Here is a 12,901-nt window from a genome sequence, read left to right on the forward strand (position 1 = left end):
TCACCAAGGACCACGGTCCGTTGCCGTCGACCACGAACCAGCTGGAGGGCGGAGTCAACGCGGTCGTCAAACGCACGCTCGGCCACCACCGGGGACTGTCGGAAGCGCATATGAAGCGTTGCTGCGAATGGACGGTGTACATGCTGACCGCGGGCCCCGATCCCATGTCGTTCGTCACCCCCGAACACTGGAGAACAACGGGAGGGGAGCCAATCGAGAACGGTGATTCCATACCCGGCACCGTTACCGCGGTGCAGCTGCCGGCCACCGGCGTCGATGCCTACGAGAACGGATTCGGCGTCAGAAAAGGCTGGGCCGGACGCTCGAAATGACCCACGCCACGCCGACAACACGCGCGAATAAGACCCACGTTTCTTTACTTAACCCTGGAGCATTATCTCAGCCATGCAGCCGCAGAGCCAAGGCTATACAGGAAAACCGGCCGGCTCGAAGCTGAAAGCCTAGTCGAAGCGGATGGCGGGATCTTCCGGCTCGAACTCCGAATCGGACGAATCCTCCGCATCCACCGGCATGGTGACGGTCACGCGGACAGTACGATCCGCAGGACCCGCGCCGAAAAACTGGTCGGACACGAATCGCAGAATATCGATCCTGCTCATGGCGAAATCCATCATGCGCCTCCTTTCGGTCCGTGCGGTACCGGTCTCCCGGCCGCTTGTGCCGATGATCAACGATCATCATGCCGCTAACGCTAGGCGCGGCAGACACGGATTCGATTGCCGCATGGTTTCGCAGGCGTTACCCGTGTAACGCGAAAATGACGGAACATAGCGGATGATGGGGGCGCCAGGGATTTGCGGCGGCGCGACCAGACGGCAGCCTTGGTCGGCTCTTCTCCGCCGCATGCCCGCCGATCACCGGCGGGCGGCAAAGAAATCGGCGAGCAGGGTGCGGCATTCGGGTTCGCGCACATCGCCCACCACCTCGGGAACCGAGCCCACATGCGGGTCGCGCGGAATGTCCCACACCGAGCCGCAGGCACCGAGCTTCGCATCCCACGCGCCGAACACGATACGACCGATGTGCGTGGTGAGGCAGGCGCCGGCGCACATCGGGCACGGCTCCAACGTGACCACGAGCGTGCAGTCCTCCAGATTCCAGCGGCCGCGGGTTGCGGCGGCCTCACGCATGGCCTGCACCTCGGCGTGGGCGAGCGGATCGCCATCCTCCTCGCGGCGGTTGCGGCCACGGCCGATCACCACGCCATTCGCGTCGGCCACCACCGCGCCCACGGGAACATCGCCGTGCGCGGCCGCCTCGCGTGCGAGCGCCAGCGCCTCCTCCATCATCCGCAGATCCACATCACTCATACCGACACTCTAACCAATCGCCGTGCCTCCGGCTCCCCTTCCTAGGGAGGGGAGCTGTCGGCGCAGCCGACTGAGGGGAGCCAGCCGTGTCGCTCGCCTTCACCTCATCAGTCAGGCTACGCCTGCCAGCTTCCCCTCAAGGGGAAGCACGGACGGGCTTGCAAAGACAGAGGCAACCGTCATTCGCCTTCGGGGGAAGTCAGGGGCGGTCAGCTACTAGACTTGGACAGTATGAGTATGGAACTGCATGTCGTATCCCACCCGCTGGTGGAACATAAGCTCACTGTTCTTCGCGACAAGAACACCCCGTCCAACACCTTCCGCGAGCTCGTCAGCGAAATCGTGATGCTCGAAGCCTACGAGGCCACGCGTGACCTGCTGCTGGAGGACAAGCCCATCGAAACGCCGGTCGCCCCCATGGTCGGCAAGCAGATCGCCCCGCCGCGCCCGATGATCGTGCCGATCCTGCGCGCCGGTCTCGGCATGCTCGACGGCATGATGAAGCTGCTGCCCACCGCCGAAGTCGGATTCCTCGGCATGAAGCGCGACGAGCAGACCCTCGACATCATCACCTACGCGAACCGTCTGCCCGACGACCTGACCGGCCGCCACGTGTTCCTTGTGGACCCGATGCTCGCCACCGGCGGCACCCTCGTGGCCGCGATCCACTACCTCGCCGAGCGTGGCGCCCGCGAGATCACCTGCATCGACGTGCTTGCCGCGCCGGAAGGCCTCAAGCGCCTCGAGAAGGAAGTCAACCCGGACGTCAACTTCAAGGTTGTTGTGGCGGCCGTTGACGATCACCTCAACGATCAGGCGTACATCGTGCCTGGCCTCGGAGATGCGGGCGATCGCCTCTATGGCGTGGTCGACTGATCTGACGATCTGAATCTGTACGGTTAGACCCTCGGGCTCCCGGTGCTTTGGCGTGGAGGGAGGGGCATATGTTTCGCGATACACTCAAGGCCGTTCGGCCTCGCTCCCGTGTTTGCTGGGCAAGCCTAGCAAACACGTCCGCTGCTTACGATCGCGAAACATATGCCCCTCCCTCCACTTGCGTGTATCGGGAATTTTTACGGCGCAGATCCGGCATCCTAAGCTCATCAGGGAGCAGCGAGGCGATCGGGGCCCGGAAGGGGAAGGAAGGAAGAGGAATATGAGGATTACGGTTATTGGGGTGGGGAAGATCAAGGAGCGGTACCTGCGCGACGGGATCGCGGAGTACGCCAAGCGACTCGGCCGCTACTGCAAGCTCGACATCGTGGAGGTGGCCGACGAGAAGACCCCCGAGCATGCGAGCGAAGGCGTGGAACGGCTGATCAAGGCCAAGGAGGGCGAGCGCATCGCCAAGCATCTGCGCGACGACGCGCACGTGATCGCGTTGGCGATCGACGGCAAGCAGTCGACATCGGAACAGTTCGCACGGCAGATCAACGATCTGGGACTGCACGGCACGAGCCATATCCAGTTCGTGATCGGCGGATCCATCGGCCTGGATGACGCGATCCTCAAGCGTGCGGACTATCATCTGAGCTTTTCCAAGATGACGTTCCCACATCAGCTCATGCGCATGGTGCTGCTCGAGCAGATCTACCGCGCGTACAAGATCAACGCGGGCGAGCCGTACCACAAGTAGTTTCGAGCGGTGCCGCACAGGGCTTGGGGAGCCGTGCCAATAGACGGACGGGCCAAGGCGAACCGGAACAGATTGGGGTTGGATCCCTCCCTCAGTACGGCTCCGCCGTCCAGCTCCCTCCCAAGGAGGGAGCACAAACTCTGCATACCTGCGTTCTCCCTCCACGGGAGGGAGATGTCACGGCAAAGCCGTGACAGAGGGAGGGATCCAACCCTACTTCTCCCCCTACTTCGCCGGGGCTCCGGGCACGAACGCCTCGAAGATCATGTGATCGAAGTACGGCGCGGACCGCTGGAACTCCACCGAGCTGCGCACCGTCCACGACACGGTGGTCGCGCCGAGCTTGCGCGCGAACCGCACCTGGGCGCTGTCGCCGCCATGCCAGTCATACGCCACAAAGTCCGGGCGTCCCAGCCAGTTGAACACGAGCAGACCGCACAGCCAGTCCTTCCAGTTCTTGGCCGGATTGCCCTCCTCCGCAAGCTGCCCGCGGTTCACCTCGGGGCAATGCTGCCGGTACCAGCGCACGGCGCTCGGGTGGAACGACTCGATCACGTACGGCCCGTCGTACGCGGCCAGTAGCTCGGAGCCCTTTCGCATCAGCTCCTCGCAGGAATCATCCCAGCCGTATCCGTCGAACTTGTACTCCACGATGATCGGCACACGCCCGCCCACCACGGCGAGCACGTCGGAAAACAGCGGCACATGCTGGTAGTAGCCGGCCGGCTTCTCATCCCACTTGCCGTCGGCACGCGTGGCGGCAACGGCGTCACCCGGCTTGGCCGGATCGGGGAACAGCGGGATGCGGGTCAGCTCGTCATAGGTCAGATCCTTGATCTTCCGCGGATCACCGGCCACACGCTTGAGATCGGAATCATGCACGACCACCACCTGGCCGTCGCGCGTCAACTGCAGATCAAGCTCGATGCCATAGCCGGCCTCACGCGCGGCGGCGAACGAGGCGAGCGAGTTCTCCGGCGCGATCGGCCCGTCGAAATCCGCGCTGCCATAGCCGGCCTTGAGCGCGCTGCGACGGGCGAGATCCACGTACGCGCAGCGCTCGCTCACCGTGCCGACGGACAGTCCGGATCCGGCGTCGTGCAGTCCGCGATGCGCGTAGTGCACGTACGGGATGGACGGCACGCGATAGCGGCGGGTCTCGATGCGCGATCGCGGGGCGAGCGCCCATGCGCCGATTCCGGCGGCCATGCCTCCGGTGATCATGGCGTTGCGGAACATCGTGCCGAGGCCGAATCCCCCCAATCCCCTGCCATGCTTGGCGAGTTTTGCCGATCGAATCGCAACCGTCTTTGCCCTACGCGACATCGGTACCTCCTGACTGGCCGTTTCCGGCCTGACCAGTCGTCCTCATCGTCCGTTTCGACGACCGGCGAGACGTTCTCCCGTGATGCCAAACGCAACGGATCAGACGACGTTTTCTCCCCGTCATTATCGCCCAAACCGCGCACAATGCCCAGTGCGACAAGCCGCCGAATCCAGCGCAGCGCCCCGACGCACACCGAATCTCCAACATCGCGCATATCGCCGCCCGCGGCATCATCGCCGATCATCGATCATCGCCACGATTACGGTCCGTCACGAAACATCATCGAACCGTAATAGAAACGACGTCTATTGGTACGGTCCGTTTGAAACCGTCAACGGAACGTAACCGAAGAGGCGTGGTCGGTTACGTTCCGTCATGCGGCACGAACACACCGTAACCGCAGCGCCTCCTCCGAGTACGATCCGACGCGAATCCATACCGGAACGTAACCGAACGCACACGGCCCGATTCCGGCACCGACGCCCGATACCGCCCGTACCTCCCACCGCCATGCGCGCGCCCGTTCGTAACAGTCGCCGTTGCGTTGGTCGTTTATGCTTGTGCCGAAGTCACGGACCTCATACCCAGGCCCGCCCGGCCCAACCCGCTCAAAGGAGGCATGATGCTGAGCGTGACGGATATGTTTTCGATTGGCATCGGACCGTCGTCGTCGCATACCGTTGGCCCGATGCGCGCGGCGTGCGAGTTCGTCAATTCGTTGCACGATCGTGGTCTGCTCGACCATACGAATCGCGTGCGCGTGGTGCTGTCGGGATCGTTGGCGCAGACCGGACTGGGTCACGGCACGGATCGCGCGGTGCTGGCCGGACTGGAGGGCAAGCGTCCGGAGACCGTGGATCCGCAGGACGTGCTGCACGATCTGGACCGGTGCAGCGAGCGCGGTTCGGTGATGCTGGATGGCGTGCGCGAGGTGCCGTTCGCGCGCGACGACATCGAATTCAATACGTGGCATGCGCCGCGTCTTCATCCGAATCGCATGGAGTTTCAGGCGTTGGACGCCAAGGGACATGTGATCGCGTCCGCGGTGATCTATTCGATCGGCGGCGGATTTATCGCGTACGAGGAGGAGCTGCTGCGGCAGCGTGAGGCCCAGAAGCAGGCGGATCGTCGCGCCGACAGCACGAGCGTGGCGCCCGGCGCGGGCGGCGGTTCGGGAAACAGCGGGCGTGGCGGCGCCGACGACGGTCCCGCCGTGCCGTATCCGTTTGCGTCGGCCGCGGAACTGCTGGCCATATGCGATCGCGAACATTGCTCCATCGCGGAGATCATGCGGCGCAACGAAGAGGCGATCCGCCCGGCAGAGGAGACGCGTACGGCGATGTTCCACGTGTGGAAGACCATGCGTGACTGTGTGATCAATGGATGCATGAGCACGGTGAAGACACTGCCCGGTGGGCTGAATGTTCCACGCCGCGCAGCCCCGCTGTATCAACGGCTTCGTCCGCGCGGACATGACATTTTCGACGGCAATGTTTCACGTGAAACATTCCATGAAAACGCGTCGGACGGCGAATGGGTGGATCTGTTCGCGCTCGCCGTGAGCGAGGAGAACGCCGGCGGCGGGCGCATCGTGACCGCGCCGACGAACGGTTCGGCCGGCATCATCCCCGCCGTACTGCACTACTACTGGTGGCTCACCGAAGGCGCGAGTCTGGACGGTGTCTGCGACTTCCTGCTCACCGCCACCGCGGTGGGATACCTGTTCAAGCGCAACGCGTCAATCTCCGGAGCCGAGGTCGGATGCCAGGGCGAGGTCGGATCGGCGTGCTCCATGGCGGCAGCGGGACTTTGCGCGGTGCTCGGCGGCACGCCGCACCAGATCGAGAACGCGGCGGAGATCGGCATCGAGCACAATCTCGGTCTCACCTGCGATCCGATCGGCGGACTCGTGCAGATCCCCTGCATCGAGCGCAACGCCATGGCCGCCAACACCGCCATCAATGCGGCACGCATGGCGCTGCTCGGCAACGGCTCGCACATCGTCTCGCTCGACTCCGCGATCCGCACCATGAAGGAGACCGGCCGCGACATGATGAGCAAGTACAAGGAGACGTCGGAAGGCGGCCTCGCCGTCAACGTGACCGAATGCTGAACTAGCGAATCTTCGTCCGATCGACGCCCCGGTGTCGAATCCGGTTTTGGTAGTCGAAACGCGACATTCTCCAACTTGGTAGTCGAAACGCGACGTTTCGGAGGATTGTTACCCCTCACAATGTCGCGTTTCGACTACCAAGAAATGTTGCGATAGTCCATGTTCGTTCCGACTGCCAAATCCAGCCGCCGAGTCTCACCGCGTCTTACCTCGTTCTCGATCGCAACGCGGAGTTTTCTGCATCATTTTCTGCATCATCACCGCTTTTCTGCATCATATTCGTACGATATGATGCAGAAAACCACCCCATGAGGCAGAAAAGCAGAACGCGAGGCCGTAAATGAAGGAATTCGATTACATACAAGCGGCAACGACGTTGCTCACCCCGCAAACCACGAGTCTTCTTACGGCGATCCATGAGGCGAAGGGCCGGCAAAGCGTAACGGCGGCCATACGCCCAGACGTATTGGATACGCTGACCACCGTCGCGCGAATTCAAAGCACCGACGCATCCAATCGCATCGAAGGCATCGCCACCAGCGACAAACGACTTGGCGAACTCGTCATGGAAAAGGTCGCACCGCGAAATCGCGCAGAGGAGGAGATCGCCGGATACCGCGACGTACTCGCCACCATCCACGAGAGTCACGACTATATTCCGCTGACCCCAAGCGTGATTCTGCAGTTGCATCGCGACCTGTTCCGGCATACCGCGCTGACGTTCGGCGGTCATTTCAAAGACGGCGACAACGTTATCGTCGAGCGCGACGCCAACGGCAATCGTACGGTTCGTTTCGCTCCTCCGAACGCACTCATCACACCGGAACTGGTGGATCGCGCCTGCACCGCCTATGCGGAGGCTTTGCGCGAGGGGCATACGGACCCGCTGCTCGCAACCGCCATGTTCATATTCGATTTCACCTGCGTTCATCCGTTCAATGACGGCAACGGGAGAATGAGCCGCCTGCTCACGCTGCTACTGCTCTACCGCAGCGGCTATATGGTCGGCAAGTACATCAGCCTCGAACATCTCATCGAGCAGTCCAAAGACACCTACTATGAGGCGCTGGCGGCCAGCACACGCGGATGGAACGACAATGACAACGATTACGCTCCATTCGTCAACTACCTGCTTGGCGTGATTCTCCGGGCATGCAAGGAATTCGACGAACGCGTCGGCACTCTGCTCAACGATGTGAGCAGTGGCCATGGAAACGGAACATCTACCCGCACGGGAACGCCGACAAAGGAACAGCGAATCGCCGCCATGCTCGATCGCACATTGTCTCCGATATCGAAGGCCGACATCCGTGCGCAATTGCCCGATATCAGCGTCTCCACCATCGAGCGCACACTCAAAGCACTGCTCGATGCAGGCGAGATTCTGAAAGTCGGTGCCGGACGCAATACGAGGTACGTCAGAAAACGATGACCGGAATGAGCATCGCGGAACCCCGTTGTCAATAGTTCACCCAGAAAATAAAAGGCTCTTCGCGATCGAGAGGGATCGTGAAGAGCCTTGAAAGCGTGGGGAAAACTTGATCAGCGGGCGGTGATCTGGAGTACCGTGCGACGGTAGGGTTCGGCGGAGCGACGTACGCGCTGCACCTCGATGACCTCGCCGTCGGCGGCGGCCTCGAACACCACGTTGCCTTCCATGCGACGACGCAGCTGACGGTTCTGGCGCTTGAGCTGACGGTTCTCCTCCATCAGCTGCAGAATGCGCGTGATGCCTGCCAGATTGATCGACTCCTCCTGGCTCATGCGCTGCGCCTGTGCCAGACGATCGATGTCGCGTAGACAGTAGCGGCGAGCGCCACCCGGCGTACGTTGCGGCACGATCAGTCCCAGACGATCATACTGACGCAGCGTCTGCGGATGGATGTCGGCCAGTTCCGCGGCACGACCGACGCTGAAAATCGGAAAGTCGGCGTTGAGTCCGATCTGATCGACAGTATCGAGGCTCACTCGGCCAAGTACCAACGCCTGAGCGCACATCGTATATGCCTGACGAATCTTCGGCGTGATCTTAGCCATGGTTCACCTTCTTTCCGAAATGTTGCGATAGTCCATGAAGTGTTGCGATAGTCCACGTCTTTGCATGGGGGACTTTATGCGAATTATGGGGGTGAGGATTGAAGCCCTCCCCTCAGTCAGCTTCGCTGACAGCTCGTCCTGCAAGAACGGACGGCCTTTGGCCGCGAATATCCAGCTCGCCTGTCGGCTCACCTGAGTCCTATAAACGCCTCCGGCGTTTACTTCACGAACTCAGCCTCCGCGGAGGGGAGCCAGAGGAGTGTCACCTTAGGCTCCCCTACCGAACCGGATCACTCGCCGGAGCGGGAGGCGGCCACCTTGGCGTTGAAGTCCTCGCTGAGGTTGTCGAAGTCCTTGAGGGCCTTCTTCTGACGCAGACCGAGCGAACCGGGCACCTGGATCATGATCCGGCCGATCAGATCGCCGTTGCCCTTCGGACTGGCCACGCCCTTGCCCTTGAGCCGCACCTCGGCGCCGCTGGACGAACCGGACGGCACCTTGAACGTCACCACGTCGCCGTCGATGTCGCGCGCAGAGACCTTGCCTCCAAGCGCGGCCTCGGAGATCGTGACCGGCAGGTCCATCACCACGTCGCGCCCACGCATGGAGAACGTGTCGTCGGACTTCACATGCACGGTGAGGTACAGATCGCCGTGCGATCCACCGTTCAGACCCGCATGGCCCTTGCCTGCCAGACGGATCTTCTGACCGTCCTTCACGCCGGCGGGGATGTGCGTCTTGAACTTGCTGCCGTCCATGCTCAGCGACACGGTCGCGCCCTTCACCGCCTGACGCATCGTCAGCGTGATCTTGGAATTGCGATCCCTGCCACGTTCCGGCTTCGGCGGCTCCTCGTAGGAGTATCCGCCGGCACCGTAGCCGCCGGCACGCTGGCCGGCCGCACCGCCGAACGCGGNGNAGAAGATGTCGTTGAGATCGGGGCCGCCCTGACCGCCCGTGGAGAAGCGGATGCGCGAGCCGCCGGGGCCGCCGGCACCAGCACCGAACATCGAACCGAAGATGTCGGAGAAGCCGCCGGCGTCGAAACCGCCCTGGCCGGAGCCGCCGGCGAAGCGGGCACCGCCCATGCCGAACTGGCGGATCGCGTCGTACTTCTGACGCTGATCCTTATTGCTCAGCACGTCGTACGCCTCGGAGATGTCCTTGAACTTCTCCTCGGCATCCTTGGTCTTGTTCAGATCGGGATGGTATTTGCGGGCGAGCTTACGGTAGGCCTTGGTGATCTCTTCGGCCGAAGCGTCTTTGGAGACACCGAGGACTTTGTAGAAGTCTTTGTTCAGCCATTCATTCTCAGCCATTCAGGTCTCCTTTCAAAAGTCTGTTGATTTGGTATTGCTTTCTCTCGAAAGTCTTCCCTTGAGGGGAAGCTGTCGAGCGAAGCGAGACTGATGAGGTGTTTTGGCAATGCGGTCAGACATCCTGCCAAAACACCTCATCCGACCGGCTTCGCCGGCCACCTTCCCCTCAAGGGGAAGGCGTGGTTAGCACTGCGCTCAGTTCTGCGGGGAGACGACGACCACGCGGGCGGCGCGGATCACGCGATCGCCGATGCGGTAGCCAGCCTCGACCACGGCGTCGACGGTCTCCTTCTCGGCCGCCGGGTCGGGACGATGCAGGATCGCCTCATGCTTGGTCGGGTCGAAGTCCTCGCCCTTCACGCCGAACTTCTCGACGCCGAACTTCTCGAACGCCTTGTCGATCTTGGTGGCGACAGCCTTGAAGGAGTCGTCCATCTCGCTGTGCTCGCGGATGCGATCGATGTCGTCGAGCGCGGGCAGCAGGGCGGTCAGCACGTCGATGATGCCGTGCTGGCGGAAGACGTCCTTCTCCTTGGCGGTGCGGTTGCGGTAGTTGATGAACTCCGCGCGCTCGCGCTGCAGGGCCTCGAGGTAGTCGGCGGCCTCCTTCTTGGCCTTGCCAAGCGGGGTGAGGGTGTCGTCGTCGCCCTTGGTGTCGGCGGTCTTCTCGTCCTCGGAAGCATCCTTGGCATCGGCCTTGGGAGCCTCGGCTTCGCCTTCGGTCTTGGCGTCCGCCGAATCGGCGGGCTTGTCGGAGGGAGCGTCCGAAGCGGGGGCAGAGCCGGCGGATGCCGGGTCGTTCTTCAACGACTCGGCATCCTCCATGTCGTTCAGGTAATCGTCCTTGTTGAACTCAGACATGATTACTTGTTGTCCTTGTCGTCATCGTCGTCCACGACCTCGGCGTCCACCACGTCGTCGTCGCCACCGTTGTTGTTGGAGGCGGCGCCGGCACCGGCGGCACCCGCACCGGCAGCGCCGGCGGCACCGGCCGCGGCCTGCTGCGAGTACAGGGCCTCGCCGATCTTCTGGGCGGAGGTCATGAGCTCGGTCTGGGCGGTCTTGATCTTCTCGATGTCGTCACCCTTCAGGGCTTCCTTCAGAGCGTTCACCTTGTCGGTGACCTCCTTGGCGACCTCGTCGGAGACCTTGTCCTTGTTGTCGTTGACAAGCTTCTCGGTCTGGTAGGCGAAGGCCTCGGCCTGGTTGCGGGCCTCGGCGTCCTCCTTGCGCTTCTTGTCCTCGGCCTCGTGGGCTTCGGCTTCCTTGACCATGCGGTCGATCTCGTCCTTGGGCAGGCCGGAACCACCGGTGATGGTCATCGACTGCTCCTTGCCGGTGCCCTTGTCCTTGGCGGACACGTGCACGATGCCGTTGGCGTCGATGTCGAAGGTGACCTCGATCTGCGGGACGCCACGCGGAGCCGGAGCGATGCCGGTCAGCTCGAAGGTGCCCAGCGGCTTGTTGTCGCGAGCGAACTCACGCTCGCCCTGATAGACCTGGATCAGCACGGACGGCTGGTTGTCCTCGGCGGTGGAGAACACCTCGGAACGCTTGGTCGGAATGGCGGTGTTGCGGTCGATCAGCTTGGTCATGATGCCGCCCTTGGTCTCGATGCCCAGCGAAAGCGGGGTCACGTCGATCAGCAGCACGTCCTTGCGGTCGCCCTTGATGACGCCGGACTGCACGGCGGCGCCGACGGCCACGACCTCATCCGGGTTCACGGACTGGTTGGCTTCCTTACCACCGGTGAGCTCCTTGACGAGCTCCTTGACGGCGGGCATACGGGTGGAGCCACCCACCAGCACCACGTGGTCGATCTGGCTCACGGAGATGCCGGCGTCGGACAGCACGTTGTTGAACGGGGTGCGGCAACGACCCAGCAGGTCGGAGGTCATTTCCTCGAAGTGCGCACGGGTCAGGGTCTCGTCCAGGTGCACCGGGGTGCCGTCGGGCGTCATGGCCAGGTACTGCATGGAGATCGAGGTGGAGGTCGAGGAGGACAGCTCCTTCTTGGCCTGCTCGGCGGCTTCCTTCAGACGCTGCAGGGCGATCTTGTCCTTGCTCAGGTCAACGCCGTACTTGTTCTTGACTTCGCCGACCAGCCAGTCGATGATCTTCTGATCCCAGTCGTCGCCGCCCAGGCGGTTGTCGCCGTTCGTGGCCTGCACCTGAATGGTGGAGAAGCCGTCGTCGTCCTTGCCGATCTCCAGCAGGGAGACATCGAAGGTGCCGCCACCGAGGTCGAAGACCAGGATGCGCTCGTCTTCCTTGCCCTTCTCAAGACCGTAGGCCAGTGCGGCGGCGGTCGGCTCGTTGATGATACGCAGCACGTTCAGGCCGGCGATCTTGCCGGCGTCCTTGGTGGCCTGACGCTGGGCGTCGTTGAAGTAGGCCGGGCAGGTGATGACGGCGTCGGTGACCGGCTCACCCAGGTAGGCTTCGGCGTCCCTCTTCAGCTTCATCAGCACCTGAGCGGAGATCTCCTGCGGAGTCCACTTCTTGCCGTCGATCTCGACGGTCCAGTCGGTGCCCATGTGACGCTTCACGGAGCTGATGGTGCGGTCGACGTTCGTCACGGCCTGGCGCTTGGCGACCTCGCCGACCAGAATCTCACCAGACTTGCTGAATGCCACGACGGACGGCGTGGTGCGAGCGCCCTCGGCGTTCACGATAACGGTGGGCTGGCCACCTTCAAGAGTAGCGATGCAGGAATTCGTGGTTCCCAGATCAATACCAACTGCGCGTCCCATAATTTCCTCCTATGGTTAGGTTTCGTTCTACGTTTATCGCTCAAGCTTCCGGCCTCGGCGACCTCCGCGACCGACTGCGTCGATCAACCGAAGCCCGGTAGGCTTTTTCGCTTTCCAAAACTTGAGCCTACACCACTCAACTTTAGAAGTCCAATTATTATTCCCGCATTGTCGGGAAATTTTTTCGAAGGATGCGGGGAAGGCCGGGAGCGGGATCGAACAGGGCCGGAACGATGGTCGCGGATAGGCTCGGTCGGGACGAGTTCGACGGAGCGGACGGTGCCGAGTCGGGGGTGCGCTCGACTGTTGTGGAATGGAATCGCCTGTGGCGATGCTGCGTTGCCGCCTGCGGCGGGTCACCTCATCCGTCAGCCTTCGGCTGCCA

At 62.5% G+C, this 12,901-nt stretch carries 11 protein-coding genes and 1 pseudogene; 5 read left to right on the forward strand and 7 right to left on the reverse strand.

The annotated features are described in order from the left end of the window. Positions 1–332 (forward strand): annotated as a pseudogene (locus Tam10B_RS13855) (hypothetical protein); the annotation flags it as partial. A 129-nt stretch (positions 333–461) separates the two neighbouring features. On the opposite strand, the gene Tam10B_RS13305 reads toward Tam10B_RS13855, so the two are convergent. After that, a complete protein-coding gene (locus tag Tam10B_RS13305; RefSeq protein ID WP_158214204.1) occupies positions 462–635 on the reverse strand; it encodes a hypothetical protein in 174 nt (57 codons plus the stop codon). A gap of 240 nt (positions 636–875) precedes the next feature. After that, positions 876–1,331, reverse strand: coding sequence for a nucleoside deaminase (locus tag Tam10B_RS10465; RefSeq protein ID WP_093961187.1), 456 nt, complete (start codon positions 1,329–1,331; stop codon positions 876–878). Between the two features lie 237 nt (positions 1,332–1,568). Between Tam10B_RS10465 and upp the strand changes: the two genes are divergently transcribed. Continuing rightward, on the forward strand, positions 1,569–2,207 hold the full coding sequence (gene upp / locus Tam10B_RS10470) for a uracil phosphoribosyltransferase (protein ID WP_093961188.1): 639 nt from the start codon (positions 1,569–1,571) through the stop codon (positions 2,205–2,207). A gap of 280 nt (positions 2,208–2,487) precedes the next feature. Beyond that, positions 2,488–2,967, forward strand: coding sequence for a 23S rRNA (pseudouridine(1915)-N(3))-methyltransferase RlmH (gene rlmH / locus Tam10B_RS10475; RefSeq protein WP_093961189.1), 480 nt, complete (start codon positions 2,488–2,490; stop codon positions 2,965–2,967). A gap of 225 nt (positions 2,968–3,192) precedes the next feature. Here rlmH and Tam10B_RS10480 read toward each other — a convergent pair whose 3' ends face one another. Then, entirely contained in the window at positions 3,193–4,206 is a 1,014-nt protein-coding gene (locus tag Tam10B_RS10480; RefSeq protein ID WP_093961209.1) for a glycerophosphodiester phosphodiesterase family protein, read from the reverse strand. Positions 4,207–4,916: 710 nt separating this feature from the next. Here Tam10B_RS10480 and Tam10B_RS10485 point away from each other — a divergent pair. Further along, on the forward strand, positions 4,917–6,407 hold the full coding sequence (locus Tam10B_RS10485) for an L-serine ammonia-lyase (protein ID WP_093961210.1): 1,491 nt from the start codon (positions 4,917–4,919) through the stop codon (positions 6,405–6,407). A 340-nt stretch (positions 6,408–6,747) separates the two neighbouring features. After that, on the forward strand, positions 6,748–7,839 hold the full coding sequence (locus Tam10B_RS10490) for a Fic family protein (RefSeq protein WP_093961190.1): 1,092 nt from the start codon (positions 6,748–6,750) through the stop codon (positions 7,837–7,839). Positions 7,840–7,949: 110 nt separating this feature from the next. Here the strand turns inward: Tam10B_RS10490 and Tam10B_RS10495 are convergent, their stop codons facing one another. The 4 genes from Tam10B_RS10495 to dnaK form a co-directional block, all read right to left on the reverse strand. Continuing rightward, positions 7,950–8,444 (reverse strand): heat shock protein transcriptional repressor HspR, encoded by a 495-nt coding sequence (locus tag Tam10B_RS10495; RefSeq protein WP_093961191.1) that lies wholly within the window; start codon positions 8,442–8,444, stop codon positions 7,950–7,952. 290 nt (positions 8,445–8,734) lie between these two features. Continuing rightward, complete coding sequence (locus tag Tam10B_RS10500) at positions 8,735–9,763, reverse strand: DnaJ C-terminal domain-containing protein (RefSeq protein WP_093961192.1); 1,029 nt, start codon at positions 9,761–9,763, stop codon at positions 8,735–8,737. Between the two features lie 195 nt (positions 9,764–9,958). Beyond that, the gene (gene grpE / locus Tam10B_RS10505) at positions 9,959–10,624 is read right to left on the reverse strand and encodes a nucleotide exchange factor GrpE (protein ID WP_198947593.1); all 666 of its coding nucleotides are present in this window, start codon (positions 10,622–10,624) and stop codon (positions 9,959–9,961) included. 2 nt (positions 10,625–10,626) lie between these two features. Then, positions 10,627–12,516, reverse strand: coding sequence for a molecular chaperone DnaK (gene dnaK / locus Tam10B_RS10510; RefSeq protein ID WP_093961194.1), 1,890 nt, complete (start codon positions 12,514–12,516; stop codon positions 10,627–10,629). Positions 12,517–12,901 lie beyond the last annotated feature (385 nt).

The organism is Bifidobacterium vansinderenii, assembly GCF_002234915.1.
In the GTDB taxonomy this organism is placed as follows: Bacteria; Actinomycetota; Actinomycetes; order Actinomycetales; family Bifidobacteriaceae; genus Galliscardovia; species Galliscardovia vansinderenii.

Coding starts and splice junctions, on each gene's coding strand:
- Tam10B_RS13305 (WP_158214204.1), bottom strand. CDS start 635: ATGATGGATTTCGCCATGAGCAGGATCGATATTCTGCGATTCGTGTCC.
- Tam10B_RS10465 (WP_093961187.1), bottom strand. CDS start 1,331: ATGAGTGATGTGGATCTGCGGATGATGGAGGAGGCGCTGGCGCTCGCA.
- upp (WP_093961188.1), top strand. CDS start 1,569: ATGGAACTGCATGTCGTATCCCACCCGCTGGTGGAACATAAGCTCACT.
- rlmH (WP_093961189.1), top strand. CDS start 2,488: ATGAGGATTACGGTTATTGGGGTGGGGAAGATCAAGGAGCGGTACCTG.
- Tam10B_RS10480 (WP_093961209.1), bottom strand. CDS start 4,206: ATGTTCCGCAACGCCATGATCACCGGAGGCATGGCCGCCGGAATCGGC.
- Tam10B_RS10485 (WP_093961210.1), top strand. CDS start 4,917: ATGCTGAGCGTGACGGATATGTTTTCGATTGGCATCGGACCGTCGTCG.
- Tam10B_RS10490 (WP_093961190.1), top strand. CDS start 6,748: ATGAAGGAATTCGATTACATACAAGCGGCAACGACGTTGCTCACCCCG.
- Tam10B_RS10495 (WP_093961191.1), bottom strand. CDS start 8,444: ATGGCTAAGATCACGCCGAAGATTCGTCAGGCATATACGATGTGCGCT.
- grpE (WP_198947593.1), bottom strand. CDS start 10,624: ATGTCTGAGTTCAACAAGGACGATTACCTGAACGACATGGAGGATGCC.
- dnaK (WP_093961194.1), bottom strand. CDS start 12,516: ATGGGACGCGCAGTTGGTATTGATCTGGGAACCACGAATTCCTGCATC.